The sequence below is a fragment of the Bacillus luti genome (genome assembly GCF_001884105.1).
In the GTDB taxonomy this organism is placed as follows: Bacteria; Bacillota; Bacilli; order Bacillales; family Bacillaceae_G; genus Bacillus_A; species Bacillus_A luti.
The window spans coordinates 1-17,914 of record NZ_MACI01000057.1 but is presented as its reverse complement, the minus strand read 5'-3'; the positions used below and the strand labels follow the sequence as shown (position 1 = coordinate 17,914).

Below are 17,914 nucleotides of genomic sequence, written 5' to 3'. Positions count from 1 at the left end.
ACACTCTACGTGTTCTCCTTTTATCTTTATTCACACTAATGTTGCAAGATGCTCTTTCGCGTCATATTCAACTAAACTTTCAGCATGTTTAATTCGATGAACGAAGTCCGGATTTGCAATTAACGGTCTTCCGAATGCAGCTACGTCAATCGTTCCTTCTCGCAGTGCTTCTTCAGCCTCTTTCGGATTTAAATTACCAACACCAACAATCGTACCATCCCAATATTTTCTTACTAATTGATGAAAATTCTTTCCGTCAGCAATCACTTGCGTATAATTCATCGTTGAAGGGTGAATCATCGTTAATCCAATTTCTTTAAACATATTTACGAATGTTTCAATTGCCAGCTCAGGGTTTTCCCACATATAAGTAGGATTATCACCTTTAAAAGCAGAGAAACGAAGAAGTGTTTTATCAGCTCCAACTGCTTCTATTACAGCCTCTGTTACTTCTTTCATAAATGTTAACCTTTGCTTTAAATCACCACCGTATTGATCCATACGCTTATTCGCAACTTCATACGTGAACTGATCAATTAAATAGCCGTGTGCACCGTGAATTTCTACCCCATCAAACCCAGCTTCGATCGCATTTTTCGCAGCTTGTGCGTATTGGCCAATAACTTCTTTTATTTCTTCTAACGTCATTGCTTCTGGTGTATCAAACGGTTTACGAAAACGCGGAACATTTCCTTCTGCGGCGATTGCAGACGGTGCTTGTGGCAATTGCCCACCAATTATTTCATGATGACTCATACGTCCAACATGCCATATTTGAGCGATAATCGTCCCACCTTCTTTATGTACCGCCTCTGTAACAGGTTTCCAAGAATCGACTTGTTCTTGTGTATAAATTCCTGGCACTCCTGGATTTCCTTTCGCTCTCGGACTAATGACAATTCCTTCTGTAATAATTAATCCAACTCCGTCAGCAGCACGTTTTCTATAGTACTCCACTACATCAGCACCAACTGCTCCAGTCTCATTATCTGCGAAACATCTCGTCATCGGTGCCATTGCTATACGATTACGAAGAGACCATGATCCAGTTTGAATCGGATTAAACAACTTCGTTTCTTCAATATTTTCAAAAGATCCCCAAGCGTTTATATTTGTTCCTTCATAAATACTTGCCGCTTTATTATTTGAACTTGTCATTTTTCTTCCCCCTAAAAAATTCTTACTATAAACGCATCATACTTACTTTTAGATAGTAACGTCAATTTATACGCCTTTACCATCAAACATTCGAATATCAAAAAATAGAATGATACAAATAAAAAAAGGTTTCCTAGGCAGGAAACCTTTTTGAGTTGACCATATAAGGCTATCAATTCGGTTATCTCTTTTATATAAATAATATAAACACTTATTATCTCTTCACATATAAAAATATCTTAACGATAGAAGTGAACGTGGTTCAGTATTCTCCTAAAAATAATAACTTATATACCTAAAACAATGAAAGCCCTACCTCTCTTTCATCCTTACGGCTCCTCGTCCGTGCCAGTGTGAATCAGGATTGCAAAAATCAAGTAACTATTTTATCGAAGTATTCAATTAAACTTCGAACATTCATAAATGAAATTAAAAAATAAAAATGGATTTGATTGTAGTAATAACAATAGAGGTTAATGCTCTAAAAGTGGTTTGAAAGAGTTGAATGTCTTTGAAATGATAAATTTTCTATAATTATGTTCCCAAAAAATTCAAGATCTTTTTTGGGATATAATACATTATTTGTAATAAATCTTAACAAAAGCTTTTTATCTGATTTTCTGTGATACCTTCAATTAATCCCAGTTCACTAATCAAAAATTCGTGTGCATTATCTAACATCTTCTTTTCGCTTGCATTAAGTGCTTTTTCTTTCTGTATACGCATTAAATCACGCACAACTTCAGCACCTTCTTGTATTTTACCCGTCTTTATTTTATCAGTGTTCAATTTATATCTTTGTTTCCATGTAAGTAATCTATCTGATTCCCCATGTTGAAAAATATCCATTATGTGCGCTAATGCGGTTATATCCGTAACTGGTCGTATATTTGAATTCAATATTCTCCCTGCTGGAATCATTAGTTCCATATTACTAGCCGACATTTTTATAACATAATACTGTTGTTTTTCTCCTGAGATTTCCTTCTCTTCTATGGCTTTAATAATACCTGCTCCGTGCATTGGATAAACAATGTTATCGCCAATTTGAAACAAATAATCCACCTCCATATATGGTAACCTTCTCAAGCTTAACACATATTTAGTTTTTTAGCAAAATTTTTATTTTATCATAAAATTATTTTTCATGTCAATTCTTTCAAACTAAGAAAATGAATTCGTAAAACATCACTAAAAACCCGAAATCTTATTAATTTTCCCACACGTATATATATTCTAATTTCACCTTCTCTTTTCACATAAAAACACATTACTACATATGAGTAGTAATGTGTTTTTTATATGGAATCAGTAAACATTCCCTATTCATTTCACGCCTATATACTAACCTGCTTACGGACTGTCTCTCTCGCCAAAAGAAAGCTCATAATCACTTGCGCAGCTACTCTACTCGTCATATCCCTAAAATCGAGAGTTGGATCAATCTCTACTATATCCATCCCTTGCACGAGAGGTTCTTTACCAAGGAATTCAATCGCATCTAGTAAAGTTGCGCTATCCATTCCCCCAGGGCCAATTGCTGGACAGCCTGGTGCAAATGCTTGATCTAGTACGTCCATATCAAGAGAAATGTAAATAGAGGTCACGCCTTGCTTTCTTAATACTTCAATACTTTCCGTAATAATATCTTTTATTTCTCGCTCTCGTACATCTTTCATTGTATACACTGTCACGCCATGTTCTTTTGCATATTCATGGTATGCTCGTGCATTTGAAAAATTACGAATTCCGATTTGAATGAGTTGTTCGCCTGTAATGACATCATTTTCTAGTAAACTACGGAACGGTGTACCATTTGATGGACCACCATCATCTAAATTACGTAAATCATGATGAGCATCAAATTGAATAATACCGACCTTTCCTTTACTATTTGCAAACCCCGTTATACTCGGAAAACTAATCGAGTGATCCCCGCCAAGAACGATTGGTATCATGTTCGGGTTTACTTTCGTTACATGACCAACTGTTTTCGCAATTCGGTTATGACTTTCTTTTATATCCGTCACATGCATCGTAATATCCCCGCAATCATACAAGACACTTTCTTTCATATCGTGTTCTTCTGTGATTGCGTACGTGCTATATGCATCTAACATCGCACGAATTGTTTTTGGCGCAAAACTTGCTCCTGAATGACTAATAGATGGTTTAGAAAGGGGTGCTCCAATTAAAGCGGCACCGAATATTTCTACGCCTTCCTCCCAATCTTTAATCATTTCACTCCATTTCGTCACTTCACGATCGATAAACTTTGCGTTTTTCTTTAAATAGTGGCCGTGCTCCACGATTGTTCACCTCTTGTATATGCGATATTACCATTCTTCCATACTGTATTTACATGACTTACGCCGTAATGATACGGTACGTAAGCATAGTTATAAGCATCCCATAAAACTAAATCAGCCTTGCGACCCACTCTAATTTTCCCAGCTACATCACCACGATTAATTGCGTAAGAAGAGTTAACTGTTACAGCATTCCAAACTTCTTCTGGTGTCATTTTCAGCTTTAGCATTGCAATGCTCATAATAAGCTGAATGTTTTCGGTTGGACAGCTACCTGGATTAAAGTCTGTAGCTAACGCAACTGCAACACCTTCGTCGATCATTTTACGACCGCGAGCAAAGCTTTCTTTATTTAAATAGAACGTTGTTCCTGGTAATAAAGTGGCTACTGTATTCGAGTTTGCAAGCATTTCAATTCCTTTATCCGAAGCGCCAACTAAATGATCCGCTGATGCTGCACCAATTTCAGCCGCTGCTTCTGCACCACCAAGAGGGTCAATTTCATCTGCATGAATTTTCACATCAAAGCCAAGCTCTTTCGCCTTTAATAAAAACTCTTTTGACTCTTCGACAGAGAACACACCTGTTTCGCAGAAAATATCAACGAATTCAGCTAATTTCTTCTCTTTCATTTCTGGCAGTAGGTCTAACATCCATTGTAAAAATTCTTTTGATCTACCTTTATACTCTTTCGGAACTGCATGAGCACCTAAAAATGTGGAAACTAAATCCATTGCATGCTCTTTTTGTAATTGTGCAGTTGCCTCTAATTGCTTCCACTCTGTTTCATCATCTAATCCGTAACCACTCTTCGCTTCTACAGTTGTAACTCCGAAAGATAGCATACGGTCTAAATGGAATTTCGCTTTTTGAACAAGTTCTTCTTTCGACGCCTGTTTCGTTGCATTTACAGTTGAAAGAATACCTCCGCCTTGTTCTAAAATTTCTAAGTACGGAACTCCTTGCAATTTTAGTGCAATTTCATTTTCACGAGATCCACCAAATACAAGATGAGTATGCGGATCAACAAGACCAGGAGAAACCATTTTCCCGCCGCAATCAATCACTTCTTTCGCTTGTAATCCTTTCGCTTCTTCCGCTGTTCCAACGAAAGTAATTACGCCGTTTTCAATTCCAACCGCACCGTTTTCGATAACAGGAAGCGTGTTCATCGCTTCCCGTCTTAACAAGCCATCTTCTTGATCCATTGTTAGTAATTGACCGATATTTATTAGTAAAGTGTCCAGCATGTTTTCTCCTCCTTATTTCATCATTGGAATGTTAACGCCTTTTTCTTTCGCAGTTTCCACAGCTAAGTCATATCCTGCATCCACGTGACGAACAACACCCATACCAGGATCAGAAGTTAATACGCGCTCAATACGTTTTGCTGCCGCTTCCGTTCCATCTGCAACGATAACCATTCCAGCGTGAAGTGAATAGCCCATACCAACGCCACCACCGTGGTGAACAGACACCCAGCTCGCACCGTTTACACTATTAATTAATGCGTTTAAAATCGGCCAGTCAGCTACTGCATCACTGCCATCTTTCATCGCTTCTGTTTCACGGTTTGGAGATGCTACTGATCCGCAATCTAAATGGTCACGGCCGATAACAATCGGTGCTGATAATTCACCGTTAGCCACCATCTCATTAATGATGCGTCCAAACTTCGCACGCTCACCATAACCAAGCCAACAAATACGTGATGGAAGACCTTGGAATTCAACTTGCTGACGTGCCATACGAATCCAGTTACATAAATGCTCATTGTCAGCGAATTCACGTAAAATTACCTCGTCTGTTTTATAAATATCTTCTGGGTCACCAGAAAGTGCTACCCAGCGGAATGGTCCTTTTCCTTCACAGAATAATGGACGGATAAATGCTGGAACGAATCCTGGGAAATCGAATGCATTTTTCAAGCCTTCATCGAAAGCAACTTGGCGAATGTTATTTCCGTAATCAAATGTAATTGCGCCTTTTTCTTGCATAGCAAGCATTGCTTCTACATGTTTTGTCATACTTTCTTTTGATAATTGTACGTAACGTTCTGGATCTTCTTCACGAAGTTTTGCCGCTTCTTCTAATGTGTAACCTACTGGAATATAGCCGTTTAATGGATCATGAGCAGATGTTTGATCCGTAACTAAATCTGGCGTAATATTGCGCTTCACTAGCTCTGGTAAAATTTCTGCCGCATTTCCTAATAAGCCAATAGAAATCGGTTCTTTCTTCTCTTTATACTCGTTCGCAACAGTTAACGCTTCTTCTAATGATTCTGTATACATATCACAATATCTTTTTTCAATACGACGATCGATGCTGCGCTTATCAACATCAATAGCAATAACAACACCGCCATTCATCGTTACAGCAAGAGGTTGAGCACCACCCATACCACCTAAACCGGCAGTAAGTGTTAATGTACCTTTTAATGAACCATCGAAATGTTGACGAGCTGCTTCACCAAATGTTTCATATGTTCCTTGTAAAATCCCTTGTGTTCCAATATAAATCCAGCTACCTGCTGTCATTTGCCCGTACATCATAAGACCTTTTTTCTCTAATTCACGGAAGTGATCCCAGTTCGCCCATTTTGGTACTAAGTTTGAGTTCGCTAATAAAACACGTGGTGCATCTTCATGTGATTTAAAAATGGCAACTGGTTTTCCTGATTGAACAAGTAACGTTTCATCACTTTCTAACGTTTTTAGTGAATCTACAATCGCATTGTAGCTTTCCCAGTTACGAGCTGCACGGCCAATTCCACCATATACAACTAATTCTTCTGGTTTTTCAGCAACTTCAGGGTCTAAATTGTTCATTAACATACGAAGTGCAGCTTCTTGAACCCACCCTTTCGTTTGTAACTCTGTACCTCTTGGCGCGCGAATTGTTTGTTGTACTTTTTCCATTTCAATCTCTCCCTTTTCTCATTTTATAGTGCTGCGTTTACATCTAATCTTTCTTTTATCGAATAATTCGTTTTTAACCAATGTGCAATATTTTCAATATCCGTTGAGAATATACGATCATTTGTAATAGATGGCACTTGCTGACGACCTTGGTGGTAGAAGCTCTTCGTCACTGCACTCATGTTTTCAATACCGCGATATTCTGCCGCTTGCATCGCACAAATCATCTCAATAGAAAGAACACGTCTTACATTTTGAATAATTTGATGTGCATGGCGTGAAGCAATTGTTCCCATACTTACATGATCTTCTTGGTTAGCTGACGACGGGATTGAATCAACACTCGCCGGGTGTGCTAACGTTTTATTTTCAGAAACAAGTGACGCTGCAGCGTATTGCATAATCATTGCACCAGACTGAAGTCCTGGTTCTGGACTTAAAAATGGTGGTAAGTCATTTAACTGCGGATTTACTAAGCGTTCAATACGGCGCTCTGAAATATTTGCAAGTTCTGCCATTCCAACTTTTAAGAAGTCCATCGCAAATGCAATCGGTTGGCCGTGGAAGTTACCACCTGAAATCACTTTTTCCCCGCCATCAAAAATAAGTGGATTATCTGTCGCGGCATTCATTTCAATTTCTAATTTTTCTTTCACATAATTTAAAACTTGCCAAGAAGCACCGTGTACTTGCGGGATACAGCGAAGTGAATATGCATCCTGTACACGTAGTTCTCCTTGTTTTGTTGTTAATTTACTATCATGAAGGATGTCACGAATTCTGCTCGCTACTTCCACCTGCTCTTTATAACCACGTGCTTTATGAACATTTTCATCAAATGCATCAATAATGCCTTGTAACCCTTCAATTGTCATAGATGCAATGAATTCGGCTTGATAAGCCGTTGCTTCTGCTTCTATATAAGAAAGAACTCCTTGCGCTGTCATCGCCTGCGTACCATTAATTAACGCCAGACCTTCTTTTGCTTCAAGTTCAATTGGCTCAAGACCTTCTTCTGTAAGAGCAACCATCGCATGAACGCGTTTCCCCTTATAGAACACTTCACCTTCGCCTAATAATACGAGCGCAAGATGAGATAAAGGTGCTAAATCTCCACTTGCACCAAGTGAACCTTGTTGCGGAACGACTGGGTGAATTTTACGGTTTACAAACTCAAGAAGCATATTTACAACGAGCGGTCTAACACCAGATACTCCTTTAAGCATCGTGTTCGCTCGTAAAATTAACATACCGCGTGATACTTCTTCAGGGAATGGATCGCCTATCCCACATGCATGTGACTGAATTAAATTATGCTGAAGTGCCTTTACATCTTCTTTTTGAATTAGCACATCACTAAACTTTCCAAATCCAGTTGTAATACCGTAAACGACTTTTCCGTCTTCTACGATTTTCTCAACTACTTCGCGGCACTCCGCTACCTTTTGCATACTATTTGGACAAGCTATTACACCTTCTCCTTCAAGTAACAACCTCTTCATTTCTTCAACTGTCAATGTATGTCCTGTTAACGTAATCATTCTTTTTTCCTCCTTAAAAAGGCAAAAGGGGACCTTATCTTTTTAAGACAGACTTCTGTCCTAAAAAAGTAAGGCCCCCTTCTAACTAATAGACTATGGGCAAATCATATGTGATTAATTCCTAAACCAATCGCCTCATGCTCAGATCCTTTTACAGGTGCACCAATCGTTCCATATAATGCAACAGCAACCCATTCGCCTTCTTTTTTTCCGTCGTATGGTGTACCGCGCACAATCGCAAAGCGAAGTCCTACTGTACGAAGAACGTCTGCTAACTGAATTTGACCTCTCGTCACTCCGTACAAAGCTTCCATAATTGCATGATAAAGTGCATGTGTTTCTCTGTAAACGTCTGTTTCAATAACTTGGTTGCTTTTAGCCGCTGTTTCCATTGCTGCGACAACCTTTTGCGAATTCATAGAACCCACTTTCCCCGTACAATACTTCCAACCTTTTGGGATAGATAATACAGGGCTTTCATTCTCATCCGCAAGTGCCAACAACATGGCCATACGACCAATTCGATGTGTTCCTTGAAGAAGCATGTGACTCTCTCATTTCTTTTAATTATTTGAATATTTCTTAATTTAAGAATATATGAAAACGGTTAAATCGTCAATAGTTTAAACTCACATTCAAACAATTTTTTCATCTTCTCCATTTGTGTACACAAATGATTTACACAAATTTTTCAGGCATGCTATAGTCTCACTAACAGATGCAAAGGGGCGAGATTTCAATGACGAAGCGAAAAGATATTCATTTTCGAATTGAAGAAAAATTACTTGAAAGGTTTGAATCTGCACTCCATTACGAAGGTTTAAAGAAAACCGACGTATTGACACATGCGATTCAGCAATTTTGCACAAAAGTGGAATGCGAAAAAATGAATGATGTAAAACGCCAATACAATGTAAGTAGCCATTTACAAACACGCATCGATACACATAAACATTGCGAAGAAAAACAAGTGAATTTAGATGAAGTCGTCATAGAACATTTACAACTTCAAGGAGATGAAAAAATATTAGAGGTTGGGTGCGCTAATGGGAATTTTCTTTCCCTATTACAAACTAACGGTCATAAAGGAAGACTAACCGGTTTTGATCAATCGAAAACGATGCTTTCTGAAGCAGCCATAAAGAATAGCATAATTGAATGGAGACTAGGTGACGCTGGTAAACTTCCTTTCGAAGCTAATTGCTACGACTGGATCGTCGCAAGACATATGTTATATCACATGAAAGATGTCGAAAAAACAATTCAAGGATTCCATAAAGTAATTCGTCCTGGTGGCTCACTTTTAGCTACAACAAATTCTAACGTTACATTACCTCGTATAGTTGAAATGTGTAACCGCATGTTAGACGCATTCGATTTGCCGAAAACAACATCATCAGTCACTCCATTTTGTTTAGAAAATGGTAAAGAGATATTACAGTCTGTTTTTCCAAGAGTTGAAGAAGCGGTTATTCATAATGCCCTCGTTTTTTATCATGCTACTCCGATTATAAACTATATTTCTAGCATGTTTCCGTCGCTAAATATACCTGATAATACATATCTTCATGCGGAAATGAAGGAATGGCTAAAAGAAGAAGTAGAAAATGAATTATTACTTCACAACGGTATATGGCGCGATCCAAAAACGTTAGCCATTTATCGATGTCAAAAAGAAAAAAGCTAGCATTCGCTAGCTTTCACACATTTTCAGGTAAAAGCTTCTCCATCATCACATTGCCCTTACCGCCATAAAAATTTGTATTATGTTCGTTCGCTATCCCAAAGTAAGAGGCAATGGCTATTCCGAATGGTACAAATGCATGTCCTTGTGCTGTAATGATATTTGAGTGTTGCACAACTTCTTTATACACAAAATTTTCTACTGGAAAACAATCAAGCTTTTGATAATCTATGGTCACTGTATACGGGATTTCTTTGAATAAGCCTGCTTTTGCTAGCGCATACGGTCCAGCGCAAATAGCAGCTACTAATTTTTCTTGTTCGTGAAATTGACGGACGACTGAAAAGAGTCCTTCTGCATCCTTGATCTGTATCTCATCTCCGCCTGGAATAATAATCCCCTCATATTCTTCCACACGCACTTCCCTTAATTCTATATGTGGTTTCACTTGCAAACCCGTTTCACTTATAACCAATTCTTTTGTTAAACCCGCTGTAATAATTTCAAATTTATTTTTCAGCAATGCTGTTGCTACTGTTATTTCAAACTCCGCAAATGTTGGATATACAAATAAAAGTATCTTTTTCATAGCCCTCTCTCCTTTAACCAATCCATAAAATATACCTCTAAATCGCCCACTGTTAATCTATTAGTGTCCACATAAGTTACCGGAAATTGTTTATACCAATCTTTTTCAGTTTCTACTAATTTAAATTGCTCCGCAAATGTACTTCTGTTTCTTGCTCTATCATTATTTTTTCTATCGTATACATTCTTTTTCGTAACATCTAAATAAAAAATCGCATCCGAACGGCATTCTCTTAATTTATATAATTCATCTTTCAATTCAGTTTCTATATCCCACTCTTCCCCTATAATCGTTGGATAAAAAAGTGTATAAAACTCAATGTCTTCTGGTCCACGATCAAAAATCACAACTGAATCTTTCACATTTTGAAACTCCTTTATTTTTGCTTCCATAAACATTTTTTGATTTAGAATAAACCCTTCTTTTGACTTCATATCCAACTTTAATTGTTTTCGCTTTTCTACAATTGGATAAGGATTTTCATATATAACTGAAATCCCGCATCGCTCTAGCCTTTTAGCCAATGTCGTTTTTCCGCTTGCCATCGGTCCTTGGAGTGAAATTATATATGCCATACCTCTCATTCCCTTGCACTTTAGTACATTTATAATATACAGAATTTTGAAAACTATCAACGAAATATATATCATCTTGTTTCTTATTCTTATGTAACTTATAATAAAAAATAGAGATTATGACGGACGCATCAATAATGTAAGCTTGGAAACCCAAGCTTACATTATTTTTTGCTTTCCCTTTTCTAATAAAAAGAGTATACTAGATTAGAACGTATGTTCTTAATGATTACATACAGTAAGGAGATAGCACAATGGTATACGATACAAAAGCAATTTCTTGGAATGAGTCTTTAAAACAGCTTCAACGCCGCTATACAAATAAACAAGTTGACCGAAAAGAATTTGAAGATATTGAACTGATGGAATTCTTCTGCGATAACGACTACATTTCTTTACCTACACATATAAGCGGCCTATCAACAGCACGTTTTACTTCTTACTCTATTTTCACAACAGAAGATAAAGATCGTAAAGTTGGCACATTAATCATTGAATATGTAGAAGATGATAATAATAATTTATGTGTTGAACAACTATACTTCGTTTAAATGATAACGCTTGGTCAAAATGACCAAGCGTTCTTGCTTTCTATGAATCTCACTGTTTATAATATGAATAAAAGAAAACCGCAATCATTAAGGGGGGATACGCTTGCTCGAAGGGTGGTTCAGTTGGTTTATTGTGCTATGGACTGTTATTTTATTAGGACTTATGTCTATCGGTGGATACTTTATGTTCAGAAAATTCCTAAAACGATTACCGAAAGAAGATGGTATGTCCATTTTAGATTGGGAAGAGCACTATATTAATAAAACGAGGCATTTATGGGATGACGAACAAAAACAATTGTTAGAAGAGCTCGTAAGTCCTGTTCCAGAACTATTTCGCGATGTTGCTAAATCAAAAATTGCTGGCAAAATCGGAGAACTGGCATTACAAGAAAAAGCCTCTCAAATTACACAAGATTTAATTATTAAAGGGTATATTATTGCTACACCGAAACGTGATCATAAATTTTTAGTAAAAAAACTGCAAGAGAAAAAGATTGATTATTCTAACTATAAATCTTTACTTGCAAAGTAACTTCATATTATTTTCGATAAAAAGACAGCGTCAAAAACGCTGTCTTTTTATTTCATACATATACAGTTGTTAAGTTAGTTTCATATCTTTTTCATTATAAAAACCATCTTCTTTTTCCATTTCCTTCTGTAATTTCGTAAAGGAACGGTACATCGCAATTCTCCATGACACAATCATTGCGAACGCGAGCAAGAAGAACATGCCACTAAGTTGTCCTAAATCAAGAGATTGACTTAAGTATGTTTTAAATACAATCCGCACGACAAGTAATCCAATTAATATAAAAACAAATGCTTTTGAACGCTTCAAATAAATCTCTTGTCCTCTAATTTCAAATTTAGATGTTTTAATAAGAAAAATAGAGAAAAATAAACCAACACCAATTGCTTCTAACATTTCTGCTGGAGTTAATCGAAATTCTGGAAAAACATACATTAATGCTCCCGTACTCATAAAAAATGGTGGAAGTATAATTTTTTTCAAGGTTGCAGGTTTCTTAGCTGCTTTTAAACGAATAAACATCGCACCAACAGCCATACAGACAGCAACGATACTTGATAAAACAACTATGTTCATATTTTCTCATCCTTTTTTGTGGCTATATGCAAAATATACTTTCATTATATGCTTTTCCGTTAGTATTTCCAACATTTTCACAGAATAATACTAAAAACCGGTAAAACCACCAAATAAACTTGAGAAATATACAATAATTTTCGTCATCCAATTAAAGTATAAGAAGACACCCATGACAATCATAACGTATCCCCCGATTTTCATGAACTTCATACTATTTCTTTTAATCCAAGACATTTTCGTAATAAAGAATGATAGTACGAAGAATGGGATAGCGAATCCAAGTATGTATGCAATCATATAAATCATTGCAGACTCTGGGTTCGTTGCTGCTAATCCAATTACGGACACTAAAATAGGTCCAGTACAAGGAGTCCATCCTGCGGCAAACGCCAATCCAATTAATACTGATCCAAAATAGCCACTCGGGCGATTCTTAAATGTAAATTTACGGTCTTGCATTAAAAACTTCGGCTTAAACACACCGACGATAATTAAACCGAACACGATGATAAATATACCACCTAACTGTCTAATTAAATCTTTATAATCCGTAAAAATGCCCCCGATAAAGCTTGTACCAAATCCAATCGCAATAAATATAATTGAAAATCCAAGTAAGAAAAACGCTGTATGTATCATACTTCTTTTGCGAAGCATTGCATTTTCTTCTTTCAACTCAGAAACCGACATACCTGTTATGTACGATAAAAATGCCGGATAAAGCGGTAAGCAACACGGGGAAATAAATGATAAGAAACCGGCGCCAAACGCTAAAAAAATACTAATATCTTGCATTGTTCCACTCCTCTCCTTACATATTGTAGCAAAAACAAATAAAAATACTATGAACAATTCGTGAAATCACTTTTCCAACGTGACAATAAGAAAAACTATCCTTTCACACAGTTTCTAAAAAAACGTTTTCATTTCCTTCTATTATAATAGAAACTTTTCACCTAGATTAAGAAACTCCTCTAATTATTATTAACATAACAAAGGTAACGTAGTTTCTCAACTGATTAGCACGTTGCAATTATGTCTACAAACATATTAATAAAAAATATTTTTTAAAATGCTATCTTTATACAATACAATGCCGTTTTTACAATACTTCTATTATTATTAATTTCAAGATTATGCATAAATATCATACTTTTATTATTATTCTATAAAATGTCGCACTTTTCTTTCATTTGACCCCTCATTTTTAATTTTGTATACTTCCCTCTAGTTATATATTTTCGATACGGAACTATTTCATATAGATAGGAGGAATTTTTCATGCTTCGTTATTCTCTATTAGTTTTATTAGGAGCGTGTAGTTATGGAATTTTAGCTATTTTTGTTAAACTTGCGTATGCAGAAGGTTTTTCACTTGGAGAGGTAATTGGCAGCCAATATTTGTTCGGTTGGATTATTTTGCTTACTATTACACTTCTATTTTCTAGACACCGCGTTCCATTAAAACAAGCGTTACTTTTATTCGTTGCAGGAACATCAGCAAGCTTCACTGGAATCTTTTATTATGCTTCATTAAAAACAGTACCAGCATCTATTGCAATTATTCTTTTATTCCAATTCGTTTGGGTCGGAATTATCATTGAGGCCGTAGCAACAAAAACGTTACCTTCAAGAGAAAAAGTAATTTCGGTTATTCTCTTACTTATAGGTACATTCTTATCAAGTGGTTTATTAGAGAAATCAGCAGGTGATTTCGATATGACTGGAATCATTTTAGGTTTATTATCTGCTGTTACGTTTGCAACATATATTTTTGTAAGTGGTAAAGTAGCAGTTGAGGTTCCTTCCTTACCACGTGGTGTACTATTAATGGCTGGTGCTTTAACATTAGTCATGATCGTATTCCCGCCTACATTTATTTTTAACGGTGCTATTTCTCAAGGCCTTTGGAAATACGGATTAGGACTAGGGATATTTAGTATCGTTATCCCGTCTATCGCCTTTACAATCGGAATTCCAAAAATCGGTTCTGGCTTAGCAACTATTCTTGGTGCAGCGGAACTACCAGTTACAACAATCATGTCTGTATTCGTTTTAAAAGAAGCTGTATTATCTTCACAATGGTTCGGTGTATCACTTATTTTAATCGGTATTGCAATCCCGCAAATTGCATATGCAATGCGTGGTCGTTATCAAAAACATCATACACATAAAAAAGTTGCCGCATAAAGCGAAGGCTTTTACAGGATAAAAAAGAGAGGATTTTCATTTGAGAATCCTCTCTTTTATTATTGTATACTTATAGTAAATACTTTATTTAAGAAGGAAGGTATTATAAGTGGCATCAAATCTACAGCAGTTAACTGATCAACTTATTTCTATTCGTAGAAATTTACATGAGAATCCAGAATTATCATACGAAGAATTCGAAACAACGAAAGCCATAAGGAATTGGTTAGAAGAGAAAAACATTACGATTATCAATTCTAGTTTAGAAACGGGCGTTATTGCTGAAATCTCTGGGAATGCTAGCGGCCCAATTATAGCAATCCGTGCTGATATTGATGCCCTTCCTATTCAGGAAGAAACAAATTTATCCTATGCTTCAAAAATCCACGGTAAAATGCACGCTTGTGGGCATGATTTTCATACAGCTGCTATTATAGGTACAGCCTTCTTATTAAAAGAAAGAGAATCTTTCCTAAACGGAACTGTTCGCTTTATATTCCAGCCGGCTGAAGAGAGCAGTAATGGGGCTTGCAAAGTTATTGATGCAGGACATTTACAAAATGTGCAAGCTATTTTCGGCATGCATAATAAACCTGATTTGCCAGTAGGTACAATTGGTATTAAGGATGGCCCACTAATGGCTGGAGTCGATCGATTTGAAATTGAAATCCATGGAGTCGGTACACACGCAGCTGTACCCGATGCTGGCGTAGATCCAATTGTTGCATCCTCTCAAATTGTTATGGCACTACAAACTATTGTAAGCCGAAATATAAGTTCATCTCATAATGCAGTTGTTAGCGTTACAAACATCCATTCAGGAAATACGTGGAACGTTATCCCTGAAAAAGCGACATTAGAAGGTACGGTTCGTACTTTCCAAGCTGAAACACGTGAAAAAATCCCAGCCTTAATGGAACGTATTATTAAGGGCGTTTCTGATGCACTAGGTGTAAAAACAGAATTCCATTTTCATTCAGGTCCTCCTGCCGTTCATAATGATAAAAGTCTTACTCATTTATGTAGGCAAACTGCACAGGAAATGTCACTAGACGTGATTACCCCTACTCCTTCCATGGCTGGCGAAGATTTCTCCTTTTATCAACAACACATACCAGGGGCATTCGTCTTTATGGGAACAAGTGGCACACATGAATGGCACCATCCCTCGTTCACTATCGATGAACAAGCATTGCCAATTAGCGCAAAATATTTCGCTTTATTAGCCGAGAAAGCGCTTAAACAATTAACATAAAGAAAAGCCGTTAAGGATGCACTTAACGGCTTTTTTATTAAGTTAAATCGCGTTTTAAAAATACAGTATAAGAAATACCTAAAAATACGACTAAATAAAGTAGTAGCATACCGGAAGCAAACGGGAATGTTACTCCATCAATAAAACTTCCGCTCTTTGAAATACCGTATAAATTTGTATTTGCTGGCAATAAAAATTTTGCCCATTCATATCTAGATGCTGGAAGTAACGCGATATTTCCTGATAAAGCAAGAAATAGTGAAATACCGATTGCGCCTCCGCTAGATCTTGTTAGCACAGAAATCATAAATGCAAACGCTGCGTACACAATCGTCGGCAGCCACGATAAAATATAATACTTACTTGCTTCTACAAAAATATTTTGTTTTATAATACTGCCATCTTGGAAAATAAACTCACTCCATGCAGGTTGTTGGAATTTATAAATAACAAGTCCACATAAAGCGGAGAAAATCATATTAAATATAAACAATAAAGCTGCAAAGATTACGATTGCTAAAAATTTTGCTGTTAAAATTTTAAATCGACTTGCTGGACGGGTCGTTAAAAATTTATATGTTCCCCAGCTATATTCATTCGCAAAAATTGTACTTGCATAAACAAGGATAAATGGAAGCAAAATTGGAAATACGATAAAACCTGTATCTCTCATGAAAGAAAGTGGAGAACTGCTTGCTGGTGCTGTATCTGTATCTAAATACTTCATTTTAAGCTGATATTCCTTTACAAGCTCGTCCCCTGATCTTTCTGCTAAAATATCTTCTTTTTTCATGCCAAGCTTTTTCTCAATTTCTACAGTTCGTTCTGTATAATCGGCTTTCCAACCTTTTGTTTCCGGCTCTAAATACTTTACCGTAACCCACCCTAATCCGATTATTAATACTGCAATAACTGCAAATGGAATGATTGTTCGCTTTCGCTTAAATATTTTATACAGTTCGTTATACACTAAATTAAACAATATCTTTTCCCCCTGTTAATTCTAAAAATTGCTCTTCTAACGTTTTTCTTTCTTCATATACACGATACACTTGAACATTTTTCTCAAGCAATGTCCGAATAACATTTGGGATTTCTTCATCTTTTACATTAATAAGTAAATCATTACCTTTTATTAAAACATCTTGATCTAGCATTTCTGCCGCTTTATTCGCATCATCTACACGTATACGGATTGTCTCCATCTCTTCACTTTGATTATGCTGAATATTTTGCGTCGCCACATATTCTCCGTGCTGAATAATGATAACTCTGTCACACATTAATTCAACTTCTGAAAGTAAATGACTAGATACAAGAACCGCTTTTCCTTGTTCATGCGCAATTTTCTTTATGTACATACGCATTTCATGTATTCCGCTAGGGTCTAGTCCATTCGTTGGTTCATCTAATATCAATACATCTGGATCATGAATAAGCGCTTGAGCAATTCCTAAACGTTGTCTCATGCCGAGTGAATATGCTTTTACTTTGCGATCGATTACTTGTCCCATCCCTAGTAATTTCACTACTTCATCGATACGTTCTTCTGTCACGTTACCATTCATGCGTCCGAAATATGTTAAATTCTCATAGCCGCTCAAAAACGGATAAAATTCCGGTGTCTCAATTACTGCTCCGATTTTCGAGGCAGTACTTTCAAATTGCTGTTTTACAGATTGACCGTCAATCCACACTTCGCCCTCTGTCATACGAATCATGCCGACCATCATTCTCATTAAAGTCGTTTTTCCAGCACCATTTGGTCCGAGCAAACCAACCACTTCACCTTTTTTAACTTCGAAACTAATATTTTCTACAAGTGTCTTTGAACCGATTCGCTTCGTTAACCGCTCAACCTTTACAATCCCTTGTTCATTTGTCATTCTATACAACCTTTCCTTCCCATTCTTTGTCAGGTCTTTACACTGTAACATGATTATTTTTATGTGTAAAATGAACACTCCCCCACTTAGCAAAGCTTGAAGTGGGGGTTTCTAACGTTTCGACCTAACGGACGATTAACG

General features: G+C 36.6%; 18 protein-coding genes and 1 pseudogene. 5 read left to right on the top strand and 14 right to left on the bottom strand.

The annotated features are described in order from the left end of the window. Positions 1-30: 30 nt before the first annotated feature. The 7 genes from BAQ48_RS12620 to hutP all read right to left on the bottom strand — a co-directional run bounded on the left by BAQ48_RS12620 (position 31) and on the right by hutP (position 8,474). Positions 31-1,158 carry an alkene reductase gene (locus tag BAQ48_RS12620; protein ID WP_071711339.1) on the bottom strand — a complete coding sequence of 376 codons (1,128 nt, stop codon included), beginning with the start codon at positions 1,156-1,158 and terminating at the stop codon, positions 31-33. A gap of 594 nt (positions 1,159-1,752) precedes the next feature. Continuing rightward, positions 1,753-2,214: a CarD family transcriptional regulator gene (locus BAQ48_RS12615; protein WP_176547482.1), complete on the bottom strand. Its 462-nt coding sequence runs from the start codon at positions 2,212-2,214 to the stop codon at positions 1,753-1,755. 281 nt (positions 2,215-2,495) lie between these two features. Continuing rightward, complete coding sequence (gene hutG, locus BAQ48_RS12610) at positions 2,496-3,467, bottom strand: formimidoylglutamase (protein WP_071711338.1); 972 nt, start codon at positions 3,465-3,467, stop codon at positions 2,496-2,498. Then, entirely contained in the window at positions 3,446-4,717 is a 1,272-nt protein-coding gene (hutI, locus tag BAQ48_RS12605; protein ID WP_071711337.1) for an imidazolonepropionase, read from the bottom strand. The genes hutG and hutI overlap by 22 nt, the downstream gene beginning before the upstream one ends. Positions 4,718-4,729: 12 nt before the next feature. Beyond that, positions 4,730-6,388, bottom strand: a complete 1,659-nt coding sequence (gene hutU / locus BAQ48_RS12600; protein WP_065229204.1) for a urocanate hydratase — start codon at positions 6,386-6,388, stop codon at positions 4,730-4,732. Between the two features lie 23 nt (positions 6,389-6,411). Further along, complete coding sequence (hutH, locus tag BAQ48_RS12595; protein WP_071711336.1) at positions 6,412-7,929, bottom strand: histidine ammonia-lyase; 1,518 nt, start codon at positions 7,927-7,929, stop codon at positions 6,412-6,414. Between the two features lie 104 nt (positions 7,930-8,033). Continuing rightward, positions 8,034-8,474 (bottom strand): hut operon transcriptional regulator HutP, encoded by a 441-nt coding sequence (hutP, locus tag BAQ48_RS12590; protein WP_000926516.1) that lies wholly within the window; start codon positions 8,472-8,474, stop codon positions 8,034-8,036. A gap of 194 nt (positions 8,475-8,668) precedes the next feature. On the opposite strand from hutP, the gene BAQ48_RS12585 reads away from it, so the two are divergent. After that, a complete protein-coding gene (locus tag BAQ48_RS12585; protein ID WP_071711335.1) occupies positions 8,669-9,616 on the top strand; it encodes a class I SAM-dependent methyltransferase in 948 nt (315 codons plus the stop codon). A gap of 13 nt (positions 9,617-9,629) precedes the next feature. On the opposite strand, the gene BAQ48_RS12580 is transcribed toward BAQ48_RS12585, so the two are convergent. Both BAQ48_RS12580 and BAQ48_RS12575 read right to left on the bottom strand, forming a co-directional pair. Beyond that, positions 9,630-10,202, bottom strand: a complete 573-nt coding sequence (locus BAQ48_RS12580; RefSeq protein WP_071711334.1) for a DJ-1/PfpI family protein — start codon at positions 10,200-10,202, stop codon at positions 9,630-9,632. After that, positions 10,199-10,786: an AAA family ATPase gene (locus tag BAQ48_RS12575; RefSeq protein ID WP_187130349.1), complete on the bottom strand. Its 588-nt coding sequence runs from the start codon at positions 10,784-10,786 to the stop codon at positions 10,199-10,201. The genes BAQ48_RS12580 and BAQ48_RS12575 overlap by 4 nt, the downstream gene beginning before the upstream one ends. A 245-nt stretch (positions 10,787-11,031) precedes the next feature. Here BAQ48_RS12575 and BAQ48_RS12565 point away from each other — a divergent pair, with 245 nt between their 5' ends. Together BAQ48_RS12565 and BAQ48_RS12560 are read left to right on the top strand one after the other, a co-directional pair. Beyond that, positions 11,032-11,328 (top strand): hypothetical protein, encoded by a 297-nt coding sequence (locus BAQ48_RS12565; protein WP_071711331.1) that lies wholly within the window; start codon positions 11,032-11,034, stop codon positions 11,326-11,328. 103 nt (positions 11,329-11,431) lie between these two features. Further along, a complete protein-coding gene (locus tag BAQ48_RS12560; RefSeq protein ID WP_071711330.1) occupies positions 11,432-11,863 on the top strand; it encodes a DUF2621 domain-containing protein in 432 nt (143 codons plus the stop codon). A gap of 69 nt (positions 11,864-11,932) precedes the next feature. Here BAQ48_RS12560 and BAQ48_RS12555 read toward each other — a convergent pair whose 3' ends face one another. The 3 genes and pseudogenes from BAQ48_RS12555 to BAQ48_RS28475 all read right to left on the bottom strand — a co-directional run bounded on the left by BAQ48_RS12555 (position 11,933) and on the right by BAQ48_RS28475 (position 13,385). Beyond that, the gene (locus BAQ48_RS12555) at positions 11,933-12,439 is read right to left on the bottom strand and encodes a CcdC family protein (protein WP_001028639.1); all 507 of its coding nucleotides are present in this window, start codon (positions 12,437-12,439) and stop codon (positions 11,933-11,935) included. Between the two features lie 90 nt (positions 12,440-12,529). Beyond that, positions 12,530-13,237 carry a cytochrome c-type biogenesis protein CcdA gene (ccdA, locus tag BAQ48_RS12550; protein WP_071711329.1) on the bottom strand — a complete coding sequence of 236 codons (708 nt, stop codon included), beginning with the start codon at positions 13,235-13,237 and terminating at the stop codon, positions 12,530-12,532. A 16-nt stretch (positions 13,238-13,253) separates the two neighbouring features. Next, positions 13,254-13,385 (bottom strand): annotated as a pseudogene (locus tag BAQ48_RS28475) (peptidase T). A gap of 338 nt (positions 13,386-13,723) precedes the next feature. Here BAQ48_RS28475 and BAQ48_RS12540 point away from each other — a divergent pair. Together BAQ48_RS12540 and BAQ48_RS12535 are read left to right on the top strand one after the other, a co-directional pair. Beyond that, positions 13,724-14,632: an EamA family transporter gene (locus BAQ48_RS12540; protein WP_071711328.1), complete on the top strand. Its 909-nt coding sequence runs from the start codon at positions 13,724-13,726 to the stop codon at positions 14,630-14,632. 109 nt (positions 14,633-14,741) lie between these two features. Further along, positions 14,742-15,887 (top strand): M20 peptidase aminoacylase family protein, encoded by a 1,146-nt coding sequence (locus BAQ48_RS12535; RefSeq protein ID WP_071711327.1) that lies wholly within the window; start codon positions 14,742-14,744, stop codon positions 15,885-15,887. Between the two features lie 37 nt (positions 15,888-15,924). Here the strand turns inward: BAQ48_RS12535 and BAQ48_RS12530 are convergent, their stop codons facing one another. Both BAQ48_RS12530 and BAQ48_RS12525 read right to left on the bottom strand, forming a co-directional pair. After that, positions 15,925-16,869: an ABC transporter permease gene (locus BAQ48_RS12530; RefSeq protein ID WP_071711326.1), complete on the bottom strand. Its 945-nt coding sequence runs from the start codon at positions 16,867-16,869 to the stop codon at positions 15,925-15,927. Beyond that, a complete protein-coding gene (locus tag BAQ48_RS12525) occupies positions 16,862-17,773 on the bottom strand; it encodes an ABC transporter ATP-binding protein (protein WP_071711325.1) in 912 nt (303 codons plus the stop codon). Before BAQ48_RS12525 ends, BAQ48_RS12530 begins: the two co-directional genes overlap by 8 nt. Between the last annotated feature and the right edge of the window lie 141 nt (positions 17,774-17,914).

What these genes read in the sequence shown, in the direction of transcription:
- hutH (WP_071711336.1), bottom strand. Translation starts at nt 7,929, where the DNA reads ATGATTACGTTAACAGGACATACATTGACAGTTGAAGAAATGAAGAGG.
- BAQ48_RS12585 (WP_071711335.1), top strand. Translation starts at nt 8,669, where the DNA reads ATGACGAAGCGAAAAGATATTCATTTTCGAATTGAAGAAAAATTACTT.
- hutI (WP_071711337.1), bottom strand. Translation starts at nt 4,717, where the DNA reads ATGCTGGACACTTTACTAATAAATATCGGTCAATTACTAACAATGGAT.
- hutU (WP_065229204.1), bottom strand. Translation starts at nt 6,388, where the DNA reads ATGGAAAAAGTACAACAAACAATTCGCGCGCCAAGAGGTACAGAGTTA.
- BAQ48_RS12555 (WP_001028639.1), bottom strand. Translation starts at nt 12,439, where the DNA reads ATGAACATAGTTGTTTTATCAAGTATCGTTGCTGTCTGTATGGCTGTT.
- BAQ48_RS12565 (WP_071711331.1), top strand. Translation starts at nt 11,032, where the DNA reads ATGGTATACGATACAAAAGCAATTTCTTGGAATGAGTCTTTAAAACAG.
- ccdA (WP_071711329.1), bottom strand. Translation starts at nt 13,237, where the DNA reads ATGCAAGATATTAGTATTTTTTTAGCGTTTGGCGCCGGTTTCTTATCA.
- BAQ48_RS12620 (WP_071711339.1), bottom strand. Translation starts at nt 1,158, where the DNA reads ATGACAAGTTCAAATAATAAAGCGGCAAGTATTTATGAAGGAACAAAT.
- hutP (WP_000926516.1), bottom strand. Translation starts at nt 8,474, where the DNA reads ATGCTTCTTCAAGGAACACATCGAATTGGTCGTATGGCCATGTTGTTG.
- BAQ48_RS12575 (WP_187130349.1), bottom strand. Translation starts at nt 10,786, where the DNA reads ATGAGAGGTATGGCATATATAATTTCACTCCAAGGACCGATGGCAAGC.
- BAQ48_RS12580 (WP_071711334.1), bottom strand. Translation starts at nt 10,202, where the DNA reads ATGAAAAAGATACTTTTATTTGTATATCCAACATTTGCGGAGTTTGAA.
- BAQ48_RS12540 (WP_071711328.1), top strand. Translation starts at nt 13,724, where the DNA reads ATGCTTCGTTATTCTCTATTAGTTTTATTAGGAGCGTGTAGTTATGGA.
- BAQ48_RS12525 (WP_071711325.1), bottom strand. Translation starts at nt 17,773, where the DNA reads ATGACAAATGAACAAGGGATTGTAAAGGTTGAGCGGTTAACGAAGCGA.